A 19,590-nucleotide genomic window follows, 5' to 3' on the forward strand; every position below is an offset into this window, starting at 1 on the left:
AGTTACTTCTTAGTTCTTTGCATGTGGTGGTGGACCTGGTTGTCCTGCATGTGGAGGAGGTCCCGGTTGTCCTGCGTGAGGCGGACGGTTACCTGGACGATCGTCCTCTTCTTCCTCGTCACTGTCATCCTCTTGTGCAGAAGGATGGATTTGGAAAAGACCAGTCGTATCATTTACAGATTCAACGAATGAAACAAATGACGTCGCATCCGCTAACGTTTCACCTGCCATGTCACTTTCAAACACGACCTCAGCATTCGTTTCAAATGGAACGAGAGACCAGTTGTTTGTAACTTCTACTTCTAATGGACCATCGTGATCACGAATGTAGTCGATAATCACTTCACGGTTTTCATCTGTAGAAGCAAGTACCGTTTCAACGCCTTCAATGTGGGCTCCCCCACCACCGGCACGGTAGTTGTTTGTTGCGACTAAGAACTCGTCTTCTTCTGTTACGTCTTCACCTTCATACGTAAGGCCAAAGATTCTCTCACCAACAGGTTGCGTCACATCAATTTGATAGTCCACACCTTCAATTGTGTCGAAGTCAAAGCTTGCAAAGTCCGTATTCACAACAAACTGCCTTTCATCAGATTCAGGATCAATCTGCAAGAAGTTCTCTGCAGAGCGCTCAAGCCAGTTGTGAAGCTCTGTTCCGTTCACTTTCACTACATGAAGGGTATTTGGATACACATAAATGTCGTTCACGTCACGAATGGCAATGTTACCTTCCGTTACATTTGTGTACGCCCCTCCACGTCCGGCACGGAATGGAGCAGCGGCGCTAAGCATCGCCATATCTTCATATTCAGTACCTGCAAAGTTCTGTTCCATATAATCAAGCTGTGCATCATTTACAAGTTGTACCACCTCGTTATCCATCACACGAGAGAAGTACGTGTTCAAGTCTGTAGACGTTTCTCCAACAGGGCTGTTTACATATTCAATAGTAGCTTCATGTGTTTCTTGTACGAGTTCTACCATTTCAGGATGTGGCTCGTAGTCAGCCGTTTCACGAGATTCACTTGCAAAACCAGCAACTTCCCACGCCTCTCCGGTATGTCTAAGATCAAACTCGATCACACCAAGGTGACTTCCCCATGCACCAGGCATGACCGTTGGTAGACCGTTCACCGTACCATTTTCAGCGTCGATGCCATCAATATCAGCGTACGCATCTGTTCCAGGGAATACATTGTGCTGGTGACCTAGGATCATCGCGTCAATGCCTTCCACTTGAGACAGCTGATACGCAGCGTTTTCACTCGCATCATCAGCTGGGTTAATACCAGAGTGAGCAACGGCAACTACAATGTCTGCTCCCTCTTCTTTCAACTCAGGAACATAAGTCTCCGCTGATTCAACAATCTCGTTCACATACACGTTACCATCAAGGTGAACGCGATCCCATGTCATAATTTGTGGTGGAACAAACCCAATGACACCAACGTTTAATGTTTCACCATTAATGTCTTTTTCAATGATCGTATAAGGGTCGTAGCGAAGTTCATCAGTTTCTGCATCATATACGTTAGCACTCAACCATGGAAAGTCGGCTTTTCCGATCGTTTCTTCCATATAATCAAGGCCGAAGTTGAACTCATGGTTTCCCAGAGTCGCAGCGTCATAGCCCATCAGATTCATAGCATCCATAATCACATGGTCCTCATCGGCACCAACAGGATCCACTAGAGCAAGCATATCTCCAAAAATACTTCCTTGAATCGTATCACCGTTGTCTAATAGAACGGTATGTTCGTTTTCACTGCGGATCTCGTCCACAAGCGTATGTACTTTCGTTAAACCGTACGTATCATCAACTGTATCGTTCATGTAATCATACGGCATCATGTTAGCATGGATATCGGTTGTCCCCATAATCACAAGCTTTTCTGTGTCTTCTGTTGTATTCGCTTCGTCTGCTTGAGCGGACGGTGTAACAGCTGACATCATAAGGCCTGTCATCAGACCACCTAATACCCATTTGTTCTTAGCCAATTTCTTCACGTTCCCTACCCCCTAAGATGTAATATGTAATCGGTTACAATGATACCAACCCTTTCTACTAAATAGAAGGTCAGACGTCTTATTCCCTACTTTCCACTCACAAATTGTCACAGTCGTAAAGAATATCCAACCTTTGGTCAGGGGTCTTTTGTTCATATTTCATTCATAATTATGGAAAAAGGTAAATTAAGTAATCCTTTAGCTCAGTGACCATTCTTGAAGAACACATGGTTGATATCCTGCTAAAAACATCCGTCCATTAGGAGAATTCTTGATGATCACTTACACGAATATAAATCTAATCACTTTCCAAAAACAGTTTGCCGCATAAGAGGCCTGTCATGATAAGTTGACTATCGCACACGATTGCTTTACTAAATTATAATAGCTAGGCATGCTGGGCAAATAGTTTTTATTAGGAAATGTATGAAGGAATGGAACGATTCTCCGGCATACTGATGGTAAAAAGAGACCATCTCTTTTTATTTTATTAAAACTAACAGGTAGTGTTAGAAAAACCAACATAAAAAAGACCCGAAGACGAATTCTTCGGGTCTTTTGAAAATAGGAATAATACTGCGATTTTAGCTGTGAAAGATGTGGAAATTTGTTCGTGTTTTAACTTCAAATAAGTCCGTTAACAAATCGGTAAGGTCTCTTATCTTCGGCTGAATCGCTTCTCACACATTTTATGAAGTTGAGCAGTCAAGACAGAAGGTTTGCTGAATATTCACCTCACCTGTCATCAGCACCGGATCTGGCCCTGTTCCGGTAATTGAAACTGAAACAACATTCTGAAGTTGAATGGCTAAAAAGCGGTTTTGTGGAACAGACTCTACTACAGGCGGCCCATCTTGAAGCGTAATTTCAACCGTCATGGGGGTCAAAGGGTCTGTTGCTGTCGTGTTTCTCACACTCACAAGCGTGACATTTTCGTTTGCCGTGCGATCATCAAAATATACTTGGGGGTTGCCGTCATTTTCCTGTGAAATATTGGATAAAAACGTATGTGTTCCTGTACTTTGTCCTGGTATAACGATTCCCATCCTCAAATCCACTCCTTTCTTAATCTCCTCACGATAAAATGTACGCAGTTTCAACTGAAATCTTTCTACCTTTTTTCCTAAAACGTTCACTAAGCCAACGGGGTACCTTTTGAAAAAATGATAAAAGACAACCGGTAGCGCATATGCTTACAAAAGGTGAACAGTGAAAAAAATGATGCTATTCGGTTCAAAGATAAGGAGGATGAGATGAAAAAAGAATTGCCAGAAAAAGACATTCAGACAAACCGGCTCCCCCTCTACTTTATTGAAAATAAAGGACAGAAATGTGACGACATTCTTTTTTACGCATACGGTGCCGACTGCTCCTTAGAATTTGTGAAAAATGGTGTGTACCTGACGTTTTACGATCACTCCTCTAGAGGAACAAAAATTTACGATAGGAAAAAGACCACAAAAGGAGTCACGCTGTTTTTCCGCTTTATCGGTTCGAACACCGAAGTGGCTGCGAAAGGTCATAGAAAGCAGAGTTATATAACCAACTATTTTAAAGGCAGTAATCCGGCCAATTGGCTCCGCAATGTCCCCTCATTCTCAAGGGTAACGTACGAATCCGTTTGGCCGGGCATCGATGTCATCTTTTATGAAAAAGCAGGAAAGTTAAAGTATGATTTTGTCGTTCATCCGGGGGCCAATGTTAACGATATCCGCTTCAAGTATGAAGGTGCGGATGATCTATGGCTTAGCGAAGACGGAAATATCAACCTGAAAACACCACTTGGAATCTTCCAAGACAAAAAGCCGTTTACCTACCAGTCTGTGAAAGATAAAAAGCAAGAAATACAAACCTTGTTTACGATGAATGAGGAGTCTATTTTTGGTTTCGCAGTGCATGATTATGATCCCAGGACTGTTCTAATAATTGACCCGGGACTCGTGTATTCCACGTATGTGGGAGGCACTCTAGGTGATTTTGCAAACGGAAATGCTGTGGATGACTATGGAAATACGTATGTGACAGGGTTTACTGAATCCTCCGACTATCCGACTACGCCTGGCGCCTTTGACGTAGTATACAATGGTGAGTTTGATTGCTTTGTCACAAAACTCGATGCAAGCGGCAGTGCACTCGTGTATTCGACTTTCCTAGGTGGCACAGGTTTTGATGAAGGCAGGGATCTCACTGTTGATGTTTATGGAAACGCACATGTAGTAGGATTTACCGATTCACAAGACTTTCCAACCACCCCTGATGCCTTTGAAACCACACTGAGTGATTCCAGTTTTGACGTATTTACGGTAAAACTGGATGCAAGCGGGAGCACATTGGTTTATTCCACGTACGTTGGAGGAATTGGCGATGATTTTGGTATTGGAATTGGCAATGCTGTAGACGCCTACGGATATGCCTATATAACTGGTTTTACAAACTCTGTAGATTTTCCGACCACACCCGGCGCCTTTGATCAGTCGTTAAATGGGGATTTTGATGGGTTTGTGACAAAGCTTGATGCCAGTGGGAGAACACTGGTATATTCGACCTATTTGGGAGGCACAGCAGAAGATTTCTGCAAAGACATTGAGATCGATAAGTATGGCAATGCATACGTGACAGGGGTGACGGAATCTGCAGACTACCCGACAACCCCCGGCGCCTTTGACCAGGTTTATAATGGTGAATTTGATCTCCTAGTTACAAAACTTGATGCGAGTGGCAAGACACTGGTATATTCCACGTTTATAGGAGGATCCGGTTTTGATGAAGGACGATCCATTACACTAGATGCCTATGAAAATGCGTATGTGACAGGACGGACATTTTCAGCGGACTATCCAACAACACCAGGCGCTTTTGATCCTGTTTTTACAAACAGTTTTGATGTGCTGGTAACGAAACTGAGTGCCACTGGCGAGTCGCTCGTGTACTCCACCTACCTTGGAGGCACGAACGAAGAGGACAGTTTTGCAATTGCAACCGACATCTATGACCAAGCCTATGTGACAGGCTTTACAGCTTCATCTGACTTTCCGACAACAACCGATGCCTTCGATACGGTGTTTAATGGCGTACAAGATGTATTTTTAACGAAGATGGATACAAGTGGGCAGACACTGGTTTACTCAACGTACCTTGGCGGTTCGAATGTAGATCAGGGAAGAGCCATTGAGGTGGATGCCTACGGTAATGCTTACGCAGCAGGTTTTACAGATTCCACGGACTATCCGACCACACCCGGCGCCTTTAATGTTGTATTGAATGGTGGCACTGATGTTTTAGTTACGAAACTCCCTACTTAAAGAGATGGAGGCGGCTTACCCCGATAACGACGATCGTGGTAAGCTTTTTCTGTTTTTCCATAAATCAGAGATAAATGGCAGGAGAGTTTGTTAGCCAGATTTATATTTATCCTAAATACTCCACATCCCTATCCTAAAGGTTCAAGAAAACAATTTAATGAAAGTACCCTTAGCGCAGAAAAAACAATAATGTTTGAAATAGAAAAAGATTTAATTATCTTAATTTAAACAAAATTAATCCAGAAATTTACTGCTAATCCTGTCTCTTGAAAAATAATTGAAAAGTAGGAGTGAGGAATGAAATATGAAGGAACGTCTAACTAAAATCCTTTAATATGATTGGAAAAAGATCAGATATTTTGGTTCATTTTTATGAATATAGTAAGTGTTCATTTTGTTTATTATTTCAGTTAAAGTAACGGGAGCGTTAATTAAAAAGATATGTCTAAAAAGCGATGTTTTGCTCTTTTGATTATACATTTTCTAAGCTAACGAAGTATCCATTTTATGTAATAAAATGTTTACAAATACACCTATTGAGTCTAACTACACACATGTCCGTACTTCCAGTAAAGTACCACTAACATTTTACGGAAAGATTTGTTAGAGTAGTAAGGTAGCGGAGTTCGTAACCATCCTCCGCTTTACAAATCAAAACTAGGAGTGAACGAAATTGAAAAAAGCAATCGTTGTGTTCAGCGGAGGCCAAGACAGTACCACCTGTCTTTTGTGGGCGCTGAAAAACTTTGATGACGTCGCTGCCCTGTCCTTTGACTACGGCCAGCGTCATAAAAAAGAACTCGAGCACGCAAAAGAGATCGCGGACGAACTCAACGTTCCCCATCACGTGATGGATCTCAGCATGCTCGGTCAAATCACGGCCAACGCCTTGACTCGTGATGACATCGCCATTGAAGAAGGAGAAAAATACCCAACCACATTTGTGGATGGACGCAATCATCTTTTCCTCCTCATGGCCGGTATTTTCGGTAAACAAATCGATGCCAAACACATCATTACCGGCGTATGTGAAACGGATTTTTCCGGCTATCCGGACTGCCGTGACTCGTTTGTTAAATCCATGAACGTCACACTGAACTTGAGCATGGACGAAAACTTCGTCATTCACACACCACTCATGTTCTTGGATAAAAAAGAAACGTGGAAGCTTGCCGATGACTTGAACGGACTTGACTTCGTCCGTTACAAAACCCTCACATGCTATAACGGCATTGTCGGTGACGGCTGCGGCGACTGCCCTGCCTGTAAGCTCCGCGCACGAGGCCTAAATGAGTACCTTTCTGAAAAGGACGGTGCTCTCGATGAATAAACAAGACAAACTGATCCTGCTCGCTGGGATCTTCTTTACTGCCCTTTTCGTCTCAAATGTCATTTCCGTAAAGCTGTTTACGATCGGCTCTGCCGTTCTCACAGCCGGACTCCTTACCTATCCGCTGACGTTCTTAATTACGGATTCCATTAGTGAGGTATACGGAAAAGCGACGGCAAAACGAGTCGTTATTATCGGGCTACTCACAAACTTAATGATGATCGGCTTTTTCTATATGGCTATCTCCCTTCCTGCAGCGGACTTTTGGCCAATGCAGGCAGAGTTTGAAATGATTCTCGGTGCCGTTCCTAGAATCGTTGCCGCGTCACTACTTGCCTACTTTGTGAGCCAGCTGTTTGATGTGCACTTTTTCCACAAGCTAAAAGAAATGACCAGCGGCCGTCACTTGTGGCTTCGAAACAACGGGAGTACGTTCGCCAGTCAATTGCTTGATTCTACGATCTTTGTAGTAGTCGCGTTCTATGGCACAATGCCCGTGAGCGCCCTTCTCGCCATGATTGGTGTGCAATACTTGGTCAAGATCGGAATCGCCGCACTTGATACACCGTTCATTTACATGATGGTCAAATGGTTAAGAAAAACCGACACCCCAAAAAACAAGGAGGAAGAAAGCTATGCAGTATGATCGCGAAAAAGAAGTCGAGCAACTCGGCTCCAATAAAACCGAATACCGAATGGATTACGATCCATCCGTTTTAGAAGCATTCGAAAACGTCCACCAATACCGTGACTACTTCGTCAAATTCAACTGTCCGGAGTTTACAAGCTTATGTCCGAAAACCGGTCAACCGGATTTCGCCACCGTGTACATCAGCTACATTCCGGATAAAAAAATGGTTGAATCTAAGTCGCTTAAGCTATACTTGTTTAGCTTCCGTAACCACGGCGACTTTCACGAAGACTGCATCAACAAGATCGTGAACGACTTAGTTGAGTTAATGGACCCTCGTTACATTGAAGTTTGGGGCAAATTCACCCCTCGTGGCGGAATCTCCATCGACCCATACGTAAACTACGGTAAGCCTGGCACGAAATGGGAGAATTTCGCCCAGCAACGTTTAGTCCAACACGACTTGTATCCGGAGACCATTGATAATCGATAAACGAAAATGAAGCCACCTCTATAAGCGGGGTGGCTTTTTTGTGTTGCGTTCATTTATGGGAGGCGCAGAGAATTTTTGGAGTGGCGTTGGGGTGGATGGAGTATTTCTCATTTCGGATGATCCAGTTATTTTTTGTTTGATCCACTTATTTCAGATTCCATCCACTTATTTTGCAATCGCTCCAGTTAGCTCCAAAGTGCACTCCGCCAAGTATCCAAACTCACTTCCGATCCTCTCTCATCTCCTTCAACAACGCAATAATCTTCTTATTTTGTCCAGATTGCTCTTTAAGAAGCCCAACAGCCGTCCCTAATCCAATCACAATCAACACGAGTAACACCGTTTCCATTATTCCCCCTCCTCACTCTCTACCTCTTTAGGCCCTATTTCTCTTCTATGTAGTGGAACAGATCATTCCGCTCCTTATTGTCTCTATGGTGCCACCTATGTTCTAAACAGTAAAGTGGGGTGCCTCAACCTCCCCCACGCACCACTTGCCCAATCTGCCTCTTTAATTAAACAAACCGTGTCATTAACGAAACAATGATGAAAGAAGAAACATCCCAACCAGCATTCCCAAAATGAATAAAAACACAAATCCCTTCTTCATCTACCCCCCCTTCACCTAACAAAAAGAAAAGCCTCGCCCGAAAGCGAGACTCTCTTATTCTATCTAACTTACTGAGCATCAATCGCCGCTCTTACATCAATTAATCCATTTCCGTAATAGAAGTGATCTCCCAGTGGAACGGCTGTTTCGTTAAATACCGCGCGCACTTGATCGTTCGTCAATCCTGGATTTTCTGCCAGTAGTAGCGCTGCTGCTCCTGCCACGTGTGGGGAAGCCATGGACGTGCCGTTCAACGCTGCGTAGTCATTACCCAAGTACGTGCTCAATATGCTCACGCCTGGGGCCACCACATCTAGCTCATTTCCAACACTCGAGAACGAGGCACGGTTGTTATTTGAGTCAACCGCTCCAACCGCGATCACATTATCATACTTTGCTGGGTATCCGATCGTATTCAAACCAGGAATGAGTGATCCTTCATTACCGGCTGCTGCAATAAGAGTTACACCTTGACTATGAGCGTAATTTACTGCTTGCTCAAGTGTCGTCGAACCTACAGCACCACCAAGACTCATGTTCACAACATCGATATCATTATCAACCGCCCACTCAATGCCTTGAGCAATGGATGCGTGGGAACCGCCCCCATCAGCACCTAATACTTTGACAGCATAGAGATCAACGTCAGGGCTCACACCGAGAACACCTAAGTCATTATCAAGGGCGGCGACGGTTCCCGCAACGTGTGTACCATGACCATTATAGTCTTCGTAATCAGGTTCACCTGCGATAAAGCTCTCACCATCAACCACATTCAAATCCTCATGAGCGGCAATCCCCGTATCCAACACGGCCACACTCACGCCATTACCTGTGTTTCCGTCGTTGACCTGAACATCAATAGCGCCAATTTGTTCAATACCATAAGGGACTTCTTGAGCATACGCTTGAACTTCGTGATTTTCTTCTACAAACGCTACATTCGGATTATTTTCTAACCCTCGGACGGCCTGTTCAGGTAAAGAAACATGGACGATGTCTGCAAAATCAAATTCATGCTCCACCTCTCCACCAAGAGCGGTAACCTGACTTAACGCATTCACGCTATCTGAAGCTGCTGCTCCAGGTTGAAAACCAACCAAATATTCCTTTGTCTCTCCTGATTCATTTGCTGATACAAATCCACTTGCTCCTCCGAAAACGAGTGTTGCACCAAGGGCTGCACCTGCTACCTTCTTAAAAAACGAATGTCTTTTCATATTGTTTTCTCCCTTCCCACTTGTGAATTAGAAAAAGTTGTAACTCGTACTTTAGCAAGGAAAAGGAGGATAATTCAACAAAAATTTCAAATTTACAGATAACTTACTGTTTTATTTACATTTTTTTCAACATGATTCGTTCGATTCTCACACCACGATTATCAGACATCCGTCCCCTTCATGACAAAAGGTCGAGGTCTTTGTGATGCCAAGGAGTTGGGATATTATGTTAAAATTAACCTAAAAGGAGGGAGTCTATGTTTTCGAAAGCCTTTTGGGAACAACCTAAAGTGATGGTCATAACAATGAGCATTGCTGCATTCATCGGTGCAATTTTTGGCGTAATGGCCTACTATAACCAATGGCTCGGATAAAGAAAGAGGATGTCCCATTGCCGGACATCCTCTTTTTATTTAATGTTGCTTTAAGCTCTCAAGAGCTTTCATCGCTTTTTTATAATATTGAACAGCCTTGGCGTGTTGTTGCTTCTTTTCATAAAGGGAAGCTAGGTGCTTGGCGTAGCGATAGACGTATTCCGGCCTTGGGTTTTCTTCAAAGAACGGAATAATCTCCTCTTTCAAGACTGGCTCAAACTCACTGAAATCCGCCTCATGAGAAAGATGCTTGTAGTACAGCAGGTGATAATGGTACTACTTCACGAGAAAACTATTGCTTTTACGCTTATGCTCTTCCAAAATCTCAAAACCGTGTTCAATCCAGCTTTTCATTTCACTGTAAAGCATCATTTTTCCGAACTGATCGAGAATAGCCACCACGCTAATCAGCCTGTCTGTTCCTTTTCGCAGACGATAGCTCAGCTGAAAGTGGTGAATAGCCTCCATGGAACGGTTCATCGCCCCGTAGGTCTCCCCTTTCGCTTGAAGGACTTTAGACTCCAGCTTCTCGTCTTTAATGTTGCGAGCGAGCTTCATGGCAAGCTCAAACTGCTTCTCTGCCTGTTGGAACTTGTCGATCACTTTGTAACAAAGGCCAAGAAGAAGCCTGCAGTCCCCGCTTCGGTGATACTCATAGTTTGCATCATACACCTTCACCGCTTCATTCAAGTGGTACATGCTCGCATTGATATCCTCCACCCGGTAAGACGTAAGGCCAAGCATGTAGTACAGATCGACCACATCTTTATGAGGGAAGCTTGACACCGTTAAAAGACGATCCGCTTCCTTTAAATAACCAAGGGATTCGTGGAACTCTTGGTCCGTATACACGCACACGCTTTTCATTTTCAAAAAATGAAACAAAAGCTCAGGGTTTTCACCCTCTTTGATGTATGTTTCGTTTTTATCCAAAATGTCTTTCGCCTTCAAAAGGCCACCGTGCAACAACTGAAGACGAGCAAATATTAATTCAAATAAAACGATCAAATTCGGATTTTGAACAAATGTCATTTGATCTTGTAAAGCCGATGCCAGTTCCTTCGCCTTCTCAAGCTCACGATCAATGACTGCTTCATTCAAAGCTTGAATTCGCTCTCTCAAATAACTGTCATTATGTACAGACTTCGCGCCTTCATCAATACCTAGACGCTCCATTAATCGATCGAGGATATCCTCACTCACCTCGATTTGATCATTCTCAATCTTGCTGTAATAAGATACCGAACAAATCCCCTTACACACTTCATCTTGCTTCTTCCGATGTTTTAATCGGTGATACTTCAACACTTTCCCATTCATCCGGCTCACTCCCAACACAGCCCGGCTTACTACCGGCTCTCAGAAACCTAGTCCTAAAGGTCCTCTTTTCCATCTTATCGAAATTTCTTACACATGAAAATACTACCATTCTACCTATATCCTAATAAATTCCCAATAAAACCTAATAAAGTCCCTCAAAGGATACAAGAATAGACCTAGACAATATTTGATTATTCTAACATATCTTATATTAGCAAAGAAAGAAGAGAAATTAACCATTCAAAGTTGATTTGCAGTTTCATGCTTTCATTGATACATTGGATCTATCTGGTAGTTAGGTGGTCTGCGTTATGAAAATCAAAAATAGTAAGTTAAGAGAAGGTAAATTGCATCATGCCTACTTGACTGATGAACAGATCTGGAGGATATTCTCGTCCTTTTTATCTTCTAAATCTGTTAAACAATCTACTTATAAATACGCACTCATGAAATCTATGATTGAAAATTTATATGAAGTGAACGGCAAGCTAGAACTCACCTATGATCAGTTAGCCTACACTTTTGCTAAAGTCTACTGGAACCTTGTCGCGGTTCATGGTATTACCCAACACAACCCTGGAAGCCGTAATGCAAAAGCAGCTACACTCGTATTGGAAGAGCAAAATAAATACAATATCCCACAAGGCTATAATTTTGATAAGCTTTCTGACGCCATACAATGTGATCTGATTAAGAATATAAAACAAAAGGCTATGAAAGAAAATGTTTTTGGAGCTTTATACGGGGATACTCGAGGCAACTTTTACGAGTTTGCCCATAAAGGAGAGTACTTCCGCTTTGATAAAAATGTGTACACCTTCATGCTTAATTATCAATCTTTGTTGATTCAATTAACCAATTATCATATGGCAAAGAAAATTGAAGAGCTCAACGGACGAGCCGTTGATTATCTCATTTTCAAGGTAGAAGATATCACTAAGCGGGGAACACTTAAGCCTTTTGAAAAAATCTTATTAAATCATTTTGAGAAGCGATGCTTTTATTGTGACAAGGAATTAACTAGTGGAAAACGCCACGTTCATGTGGATCATTTTGTTCCTTGGTCTTTTGTTCAATCCGATCAGATTTGGAACCTTGTTCTTTCTTGTAGCAGATGTAATACTACTAAAAATGACAAACTCGCAATTGATCAATACTTAGAAAAACTACAGATACGTAACGAAAAACTCATTACCATATCAGAACCATCGATCCAAACAAAAATTAGTAATTACGATGCTGGGAAAATCGAAAAGATGTACGAGTATTCTCGTAAAAACGGATTTGATGACTTTTGGACGCCAGTTTATATGTAATAAGGTTGGAAGGAACACTTCCGACCTTTTTATGTATGAAGAACTTCACTTAAGTATAACTTTTCCTTAAATGACCCTCGCTTCTCAGCCTTCTCTCGTCTTACAGACTCTAATTGTTCCACTGAACTCCCGTGTTTTTCTGCCAAGCATTGGATTAACTCCATCAGATCCGCAAGCTCCTCAACCGCTTCCTCATCATTTTTTGCTTCCAAGTATTCGTTCAATTCTTCTCCCAACTTTTCTTTAGCAAATCTTATGTAATCTTGATCGGATAATTTTTTTATAATTGGAGTTTTACCACTGGCCTTAATGATTTCAGGGATTTGGTCACGTACGAGTTTGTTGTATACAGGCATTGTCCCATGACTCCTTTTTTGTATTAACATAGCAATTTCATGTCATTTCAGTCAGCTGATCCAATAAATAAGCATGGGGATCTCATCTCCCATGCTCGTTGTTAGATTATCAATTCCCACTCGTCGTGGCCACGGTCACTGCTCCAACTGCGGCCATGGTGGCTGCCATTTCTGCTTGCTGAAGAATGGAGAGGGTTGTGAGCATATGCTCGTTGAGTGGCGATTCTTCTAGGTCGCTGCTCGCGGTGAATTGGGCGGCGATGATGGTTCCTAGCTCTTTGTTCCAGCGAAAGGATGAGAGGGCATGGAGCTTTTCTTCGTGTTTTTTTACGGTAGCGATGTCGGCTTTGACGGCGTTTCGTACGGTTAGTGCACCGATTTCACTGTAGTATGCTGGCCTTACGCGACCGATTTCTCGCTCCCACTCTTCGAACAGTTCGTTCGCTTTATCGATGTGGGCATCGACGCTTTTTTCAGAATCGAGGGCGAGGATGTGTGTGATCCCTTGGAGCTCATTGCCCCTCTTCCAATTTCCACGGCGAAGCTTTTGGTATGTGTCGCTGACTTCTGCTCCTATGTTTTGTATATCATCCGCTCTTCCTTTAGCCAAAAGCACAATCAACGGATAGTCGTATTCGTTTGTGTTGAACACTTGCCCTTTTCTGACCTCTTTGTACAACGTCATTGCTCGTTTGGCCAACACTTCCCGGTCCGTGTCGCTGATGTTCGGCGTTTGTGTTGTGAGTGCAAGTGCGGCTAAGTACGTGGCGTTATGGCGCCTGAATCCCGCTTCGAGTAAGACTTCATACGTTTTCATCATCTCATCGAAGGCTTTGTGGGGATCGTCTGTATAGAGCATCAGGTTTGCGGCAACCGAGAAACGAATGTTGCCTCTTATATAGGACCAAGCTGACGTCTGTTCTTTGATCCAGTTGGCAACGTCTTTAAACTCGTCTGCATTTGTTTCTTGATGACGATTGGCAAACATCGCTGCAAGGAGGAGACGTGTTTTCGTATCGAGGCCCGTCCAAGCCGTTGCTTTTTTAACCGCTTGTTCATTTTGTACCAATAAATCGATTTTGTCCTTTACGTTTAAAGCATGTTCATGCATCTCTGCCCACTCCTTTGAAAATGTTGTTCCTTTATGTACGGACGAGGAGGGGAAATAGTTCCCGAATTCCTTTCCATATAAAGAACCGGTGAGCTATTAAAAAGAAAAAGCTCCTCGCATTGGTGAGCGAGAAGCTTTCAAACCGATTTAATCTGCGGCGACTTCCACTTCCGGGGACGTTTGACTCGGTTCCGCCCCTTCGGATAGTTCTTTAACAGCCTCTGAACCGAATACATGAAAGGCGTTCTTTTTAAACAATGATACGTTACGATTATAGGCTGTTGCCTCTTCAGACGAGAAGTTACGGATCACTCTCGTTAACCCTTCTTCTTTTGCAAAGTCGACCGCTTTTTGGATGAGCAAACTGCCGTACCCTTTGTTGTACTGTTCTTTGTTCAGTAAGATCAGTTCGGTAATGTACAGAGCACTCTCTCTCTCTTCTAGTGTGATTTGGTGCTTTTGATAATAGTCTTCTCCTGTGAGCGTGAACAGGTAAAAGACCGTTCGCTTATTGGTTGTAAATGTGGATAACAAAACCGCTTCTTTTTTATATGTATAGGCGATCTCTGGCTGTTTATAATGGCGTGTACCGTTGAGTGCCTCTCTTAACCGTTCCAGTCGATTCATGCTTTTTTTAGACATCGTAAAGCCCCCCTGTAGTGATGTGTGTACGTACCCCATTCCCTCTTTTACACATTTCACACATTTTTTCGTGTCTTAAGACCTACTTATCACGGATCCGCACGACGACATTGCCTTTTTTATGACCTTTGTCCACGTATGCATGGGCTTCTTGGATCTTTTCAAAAGGATACACACGATCAATTACTGGTTTTAGTGCCCCTGCTTGAAAAAGCTCACGAAGGAAAATAGCATCTTCTAAACGCTCTGCTGCCATTCCTCGATTCACTGTCACATATATTCCTGTAGGTGTTACCCATTTGTTAGCGTGCGCCTTTGTTATTTTTCCAACAGCATCAAACACAAGGTCATATCTCTCTTTTATTCTCGTATCATCTTCTTTTTCATAATTCATCACGTCGTCCGCACCGAGTTCGGCAACTAACGATTGGTTGGCCTCACTGCATACTCCCGTTACATTGGCGCCGAAATGTTTGGCAAGCTGAACCGCTGATGTCCCCACTGCCCCTGATGCTCCGTATATAAGCACTCTTTGGTCTTTGGTGATCTTTCCTTTTCTGAGAAAATGCAAAGCGGATGTTCCTCCAAATAACATACCTGTCGCTTCTTCAAAGCTTGCTTGATCAGGCTTTATCGCAATCAATCCCTTTTCAGGCAAACAACAATACTCGCCGTAGGCACCAAACTTCATGCCTGTCATGGCGAACACAGGATCTCCCTCTTTCAGCCGAGTGACCTTCTTACCCACTTGTGCAATTACACCTGAAAGCTCGACACCGAGAATGGCTCTTCTTGGTCTTGTAATACCAATGACCATTCGCATGGGAACCCAAAACAAAGGAGGACTGCAAAAAGCACGTATGCGACAGTCTGCCGAGGTAACTGAAGCTGCATGGACTTTGATAAGGACCTCATGATCCGTTGGAACAGGCATCTTGACCTCTCTTAGCTGCAAGACACTTGGATCTCCATATGCTGTACAGACGATCGCTTTCAAACGCACTGCCTCCTTTTAGTCAACTTTGATACATGATATTCGCACCAGGCCCTCGTCTTTCCTTTATTTTGATTTGTTCACTTGCGTTTTAGGGAGCGCCGTCGACAAAGGTGTTTTATATTTATGTAATCTCTGTAGTAATCTCTGGTATTGTTCCGTCTAAACGTTTCCGTGAAACAACAGTTTGAAGCGTTTGAAACGTCATTTCGTTTTTTCCTACCACCATTTTATATGTTCGGCTACGAGCGAATGGACCGTTTGATCGGTTCGTACCTTCATTCATCAATATAAAGACATACACTCCCATAAAATCCCCTCCATTTTTTCTCGTATCAATACTTATTAAGTAGTGGAAATGAGTATAAAAGGGGGAGATCACAACGAAAAAAGCGGACCACATTCAGCCCACTTTTTCTATGTGTGGTAAACCTTTCATTCAACTACGCCACTCACTACTCGATTTATTCCCCTTTTAGTTGGTTTTTTTGCTTTTGTTTTGGTTTTTCACGGCTGTGTCATGGTTTTTCACGACTTCATTTTTATGATTAACGGCTTCATGCTAGCTTTTCCCGGTATCGGTCCTATGATTAACGGTTCCATCCGCTTTTTTAACGGTATAGCTCTTATCTCTCTATATGACTCCCTACGCCACTAGAGGAATGTAGGCAAATAACGGTATGAGAAGAAAAATGGATGCGATCATGAGTTGCTCGCCGCTCAGTCTTTTCACCTGGTTAAGGTATAGAAGTGAACATAAGACATACATGGGATACACAACGGAAATGATGAACAGAATGCCCATCATGACCCCACCAGCTGTGGACGTGAAATGGGCGATGATTGGAATTGCAACCCACTGGAGCGTCACAAAAGCGACGATGGACAACCAGAAGCCTTGAGGCAAATAATTCAAGAACATGGTTTTCTTCTCCTTTCGTTTTTGGCCTTGCATCTTCACAAATCAGTGTGCCATTACAATATCCAACAAATGAGGCAGGCGCCTTTAGACCTTTCGAACCTCTGGCCACAACGACTTCATGGTTTGTCCATTAATTCTTCCTTTGTTCAACAATTCGGCACTCGTGGAATAGGATTCTAGTTCTGATTCGGAATTACCTAGATGCCACTGCTTATTTTCTTCATACACGTGATAGATCTCACCGTTTAACAAAAAACTAACCATCTCACCTTGTTCCAAGTCATTCTTCAATTGCTCAAAGGTGTGCTTTCTTTTTTCCATAATCAGCTCGGCGTACATTCGAACATCGGCGTCCTTGTCCTGTTGAAAGGTTTGAACCAATTGATCCAACGTGTCGTCTTCGAGTTGGTACGAGAGAAAGTTCCATACGTTGCTGGCGACCTCTCCTCGCACGGTAGCACTTGGGTGCTTACTTAATACAAGTAGCTGAGGAGTGAACCATGTGAGATCTAACTCCTCTTGAGTTAACACCATCAAAGCGTGTACAATTTCTTCTTCTGATCCTTGTTGAAAAATCCTATTCGCGTCCTCAATCGTCACAGTCGTTTCCTGTACAGCCAGAATGGGCTCTTTCTCCCAATAAAGTGCGCTTAAGAAATCGTCGAAGGTGTCAGCTACTTTAACAACAAAATCGGAATCCACTTCTGTATAAATGACCGTCGGTTCTCCAAAACGCTCTCGGTAATCGAGGGCGAGCCACGTGTGCCCATCGCCATTTAACAATAGTAGACCTTCTGGCAGCCCCCATTCTTGAAGGAGATACACATTTTCATAGAGTCCCGTACCTTTCCCGATTCCTTTCAGATAGGTGGTAGTCACATGGTTTTCTCCCCACACCGTAGGTTTTGGTGATGGAATGGCGTTATAGCGAAGTGCGCCGCCATTTTGTTCCTCCAATAAAGCAATGTATGCTTTTGGCAGTTGGACTTGAAGATGCTTTTCTGCTTTTTCAATGTCTTCTGATGTGAGGGAGGAGAGTTTGTATTCACTATGTATGTCCTTGTCCCAAATCTTTTTCATCGTTTTGAACCTCTTTCCATATGATGTTGTCTCGATAGTGGAGCCACCACTGAAACATGTGATCGTTCTAAAGCCTCTTCGTTGTCCAACATGGTTTCTATTGAATCGTTGAATGACAACAATGTTAGAGGGGCCCATACTACATATATGCTGATACCTAGGACGAGCATGACTGTCAATGTCATCTTCCCCTTCCTGCTCATGAATGGATCTCCTATTGTGGACCTTTTGTTTTACACAACCGGACCTTCGTGAACCACGATTCCCTCTAAAAATACTTTTTTTCTTTCAAAAAGAATCCATTCTGTTTGATGAAGTAAAAATCCTGCTTCTTTTCTTCAAATATTCCTGTAAAATGGAAGAACAGGTTATAAAGGAGGAACAAACAATGGCCAAAAGCAAAGCTAAAAAATGGCGCGACCATGACGTTCGAAACAACAAGCGTGACGCGACACGTTCCAGAGGGACTGTCCAAGGTTTCAGCACTCACGTTAGACAAGGGAAAACAAAACAAGACATTCTTCACCGAATGGATAAGAAGCATAAAAAGAAACCCGATCACCAACCCAGACACGTTGATGATCGGGATTTTTATTTTTGTATGGTCATGACTCTCATAGCTAAAAGCCAGGCTGTAATCGATAACAGGTGACGAAAATGATTAAGGTAAGTCCATTGATCGAGGACAGCGTCAATTTCTCCTTGAGGCAAGCCACCGCCCTTCATCCCTGCCATAGTTGGGATAAAATAAGAAAAGGTAAAGATTCTTTCCAAAGCCACAATCCCCACAGTTGTTAAAAGCCACTTTCTCCTTCTTCCCTTACTTTTCCAACCGGCCACGCCATTGGCTATCGTTAATAACGTTAAAGGAATTGTACTCACATAAACCCAAAAGGATAAGCCTGTCTCTATCCAGTCGTTAGGAGGTGTTCCCTTATATTCAGGAATCACAATCAAACTCTCGTATAATCCTGCACCAACAGAGATTCCTAGATTAATCACAAAAAGCCATAGCAATACTTCTTTAAAATTGTTCTTCATCATCAATCACCCTCACTTCATTTCTAAACTAAGCATAATAACGTGATGGCACATTCATAAGGAGCCCGAGGCGTAACTTTTCTCGGTCTTGAGATGTAGTTGCTTTTTGGGCGATTGATACCCCAATCCGTTCCAGCCCCCCCAATTTTTCAAAGATGGTGTTCCCTATGGAAAAGCTTCCTCACCACACTCGAAACTTTTGCGTGTTGTTGGCGTCTTTAAATGAGACGAGGAGGGGTATAGTGAAACGCATGGTGTTTGCAGTAATCTTGGTTTTAGTCTTTGTAAGTTGCAGTAATGAAACATCCGCTCTACCTAGTGAGATGCCGGATGACTTTGATTTTTCCCTCCATTTTGGATATGGCTCGAACAATGAGCTGAATACTTTTGAAGATACGTTCACGAAAGACTTGATCGAAAATGGACAAGAGACTACTGATATGATCCTAACAGATGCGGAGAAAAGCATTATTTATGAAAAAATGAGGGATGCCAATGTACTGGACGTAGCCGATCATACACAAGGATCGCCTTGTATGGATCCTCACCCCACGTATGACCTAACTTTGCAAGCCAGGGGCGAAACCTACAGCCAAGTATGGGATACCTCATGTACTTCTAGACACACAGAGAGGTGGGAAACGTTCATGGATTTCTTGTATCAGGAAATCATTGAACCAAAACCGGAGTATCAGAAGTTGCCAAAGGCTGTTGGGGGATATGATTGAGACTATTCTGTTGTACGTTCATGATTTCCCTATGGTAAGATCCTTATTATTGAAAACATCACTAAAAAAACGATCACTAGAGTGGTAATCGTTTATTGTAGAGACAATTGATA

General features: G+C 42.9%; 21 protein-coding genes. 6 read left to right on the top strand and 15 right to left on the bottom strand.

Features of this window, described 5'->3' with window-relative positions:
• Positions 1-9: 9 nt before the first annotated feature.
• Entirely contained in the window at positions 10-2,007 is a 1,998-nt protein-coding gene (locus G476_RS22255; RefSeq protein ID WP_051314879.1) for a bifunctional 2',3'-cyclic-nucleotide 2'-phosphodiesterase/3'-nucleotidase, read from the bottom strand.
• 689 nt (positions 2,008-2,696) lie between these two features.
• The gene (locus G476_RS0116335) at positions 2,697-3,053 is read right to left on the bottom strand and encodes a hypothetical protein (RefSeq protein WP_026691045.1); all 357 of its coding nucleotides are present in this window, start codon (positions 3,051-3,053) and stop codon (positions 2,697-2,699) included.
• Between the two features lie 207 nt (positions 3,054-3,260).
• On the opposite strand from G476_RS0116335, the gene G476_RS22260 reads away from it, so the two are divergent.
• The 4 genes from G476_RS22260 to queF all read left to right on the top strand — a co-directional run bounded on the left by G476_RS22260 (position 3,261) and on the right by queF (position 7,763).
• Entirely contained in the window at positions 3,261-5,309 is a 2,049-nt protein-coding gene (locus G476_RS22260; protein WP_051314880.1) for a DUF7948 domain-containing protein, read from the top strand.
• Positions 5,310-5,982: 673 nt separating this feature from the next.
• Positions 5,983-6,639, top strand: a complete 657-nt coding sequence (gene queC, locus G476_RS0116345) for a 7-cyano-7-deazaguanine synthase QueC (RefSeq protein ID WP_026691046.1) — start codon at positions 5,983-5,985, stop codon at positions 6,637-6,639.
• Entirely contained in the window at positions 6,632-7,285 is a 654-nt protein-coding gene (locus G476_RS0116350; RefSeq protein ID WP_026691047.1) for a queuosine precursor transporter, read from the top strand. The genes queC and G476_RS0116350 overlap by 8 nt, the downstream gene beginning before the upstream one ends.
• Positions 7,286-7,334: 49 nt before the next feature.
• The gene (gene queF / locus G476_RS0116355; RefSeq protein WP_425387238.1) at positions 7,335-7,763 is read left to right on the top strand and encodes a preQ(1) synthase; all 429 of its coding nucleotides are present in this window, start codon (positions 7,335-7,337) and stop codon (positions 7,761-7,763) included.
• A 220-nt stretch (positions 7,764-7,983) separates the two neighbouring features.
• On the opposite strand, the gene G476_RS24100 is transcribed toward queF, so the two are convergent.
• The 4 genes from G476_RS24100 to G476_RS0116385 form a co-directional block, all read right to left on the bottom strand.
• Entirely contained in the window at positions 7,984-8,112 is a 129-nt protein-coding gene (locus G476_RS24100; RefSeq protein ID WP_281170469.1) for a hypothetical protein, read from the bottom strand.
• Positions 8,113-8,441: 329 nt separating this feature from the next.
• On the bottom strand, positions 8,442-9,593 hold the full coding sequence (locus tag G476_RS0116370; protein ID WP_026691049.1) for a S8 family peptidase: 1,152 nt from the start codon (positions 9,591-9,593) through the stop codon (positions 8,442-8,444).
• Between the two features lie 413 nt (positions 9,594-10,006).
• Positions 10,007-10,174 carry a hypothetical protein gene (locus G476_RS23655; RefSeq protein ID WP_156906613.1) on the bottom strand — a complete coding sequence of 56 codons (168 nt, stop codon included), beginning with the start codon at positions 10,172-10,174 and terminating at the stop codon, positions 10,007-10,009.
• Positions 10,175-10,243: 69 nt separating this feature from the next.
• The gene (locus tag G476_RS0116385) at positions 10,244-11,287 is read right to left on the bottom strand and encodes a helix-turn-helix transcriptional regulator (protein ID WP_026691050.1); all 1,044 of its coding nucleotides are present in this window, start codon (positions 11,285-11,287) and stop codon (positions 10,244-10,246) included.
• A 311-nt stretch (positions 11,288-11,598) separates the two neighbouring features.
• Here G476_RS0116385 and G476_RS0116390 point away from each other — a divergent pair, with 311 nt between their 5' ends.
• Positions 11,599-12,603 (top strand): HNH endonuclease domain-containing protein, encoded by a 1,005-nt coding sequence (locus G476_RS0116390; RefSeq protein WP_035187213.1) that lies wholly within the window; start codon positions 11,599-11,601, stop codon positions 12,601-12,603.
• Positions 12,604-12,632: 29 nt separating this feature from the next.
• Here the strand turns inward: G476_RS0116390 and G476_RS0116395 are convergent, their stop codons facing one another.
• The 9 genes from G476_RS0116395 to G476_RS0116440 form a co-directional block, all read right to left on the bottom strand.
• Positions 12,633-12,959, bottom strand: coding sequence for a nucleoside triphosphate pyrophosphohydrolase (locus G476_RS0116395; protein WP_026691052.1), 327 nt, complete (start codon positions 12,957-12,959; stop codon positions 12,633-12,635).
• Between the two features lie 109 nt (positions 12,960-13,068).
• A complete protein-coding gene (locus tag G476_RS0116400) occupies positions 13,069-14,070 on the bottom strand; it encodes a DUF4003 family protein (RefSeq protein ID WP_026691053.1) in 1,002 nt (333 codons plus the stop codon).
• Positions 14,071-14,217: 147 nt separating this feature from the next.
• On the bottom strand, positions 14,218-14,712 hold the full coding sequence (locus tag G476_RS0116405; protein WP_026691054.1) for a GNAT family N-acetyltransferase: 495 nt from the start codon (positions 14,710-14,712) through the stop codon (positions 14,218-14,220).
• An 82-nt stretch (positions 14,713-14,794) separates the two neighbouring features.
• The gene (locus G476_RS0116410; protein WP_026691055.1) at positions 14,795-15,709 is read right to left on the bottom strand and encodes an NAD(P)-dependent alcohol dehydrogenase; all 915 of its coding nucleotides are present in this window, start codon (positions 15,707-15,709) and stop codon (positions 14,795-14,797) included.
• Positions 15,710-15,830: 121 nt separating this feature from the next.
• Complete coding sequence (locus G476_RS0116415; RefSeq protein ID WP_026691056.1) at positions 15,831-16,016, bottom strand: hypothetical protein; 186 nt, start codon at positions 16,014-16,016, stop codon at positions 15,831-15,833.
• Positions 16,017-16,352: 336 nt separating this feature from the next.
• Positions 16,353-16,628, bottom strand: a complete 276-nt coding sequence (locus G476_RS0116420; protein ID WP_026691057.1) for a hypothetical protein — start codon at positions 16,626-16,628, stop codon at positions 16,353-16,355.
• A gap of 84 nt (positions 16,629-16,712) precedes the next feature.
• Complete coding sequence (locus G476_RS22985; protein WP_051314881.1) at positions 16,713-17,708, bottom strand: SMI1/KNR4 family protein; 996 nt, start codon at positions 17,706-17,708, stop codon at positions 16,713-16,715.
• Positions 17,705-17,911 (bottom strand): hypothetical protein, encoded by a 207-nt coding sequence (locus G476_RS23845; RefSeq protein WP_026691058.1) that lies wholly within the window; start codon positions 17,909-17,911, stop codon positions 17,705-17,707. The genes G476_RS22985 and G476_RS23845 overlap by 4 nt, the downstream gene beginning before the upstream one ends.
• Positions 17,912-18,299: 388 nt before the next feature.
• Entirely contained in the window at positions 18,300-18,752 is a 453-nt protein-coding gene (locus tag G476_RS0116440; RefSeq protein ID WP_035187216.1) for a DUF1772 domain-containing protein, read from the bottom strand.
• A gap of 239 nt (positions 18,753-18,991) precedes the next feature.
• Here G476_RS0116440 and G476_RS22990 point away from each other — a divergent pair, with 239 nt between their 5' ends.
• The gene (locus G476_RS22990; RefSeq protein WP_051314882.1) at positions 18,992-19,477 is read left to right on the top strand and encodes a hypothetical protein; all 486 of its coding nucleotides are present in this window, start codon (positions 18,992-18,994) and stop codon (positions 19,475-19,477) included.
• Positions 19,478-19,590: the final 113 nt, after the last annotated feature.

Source organism: Alteribacter aurantiacus DSM 18675, assembly GCF_000429705.1.
In the GTDB taxonomy this organism is placed as follows: domain Bacteria; phylum Bacillota; class Bacilli; order Bacillales; family Salisediminibacteriaceae; genus Alteribacter; species Alteribacter aurantiacus.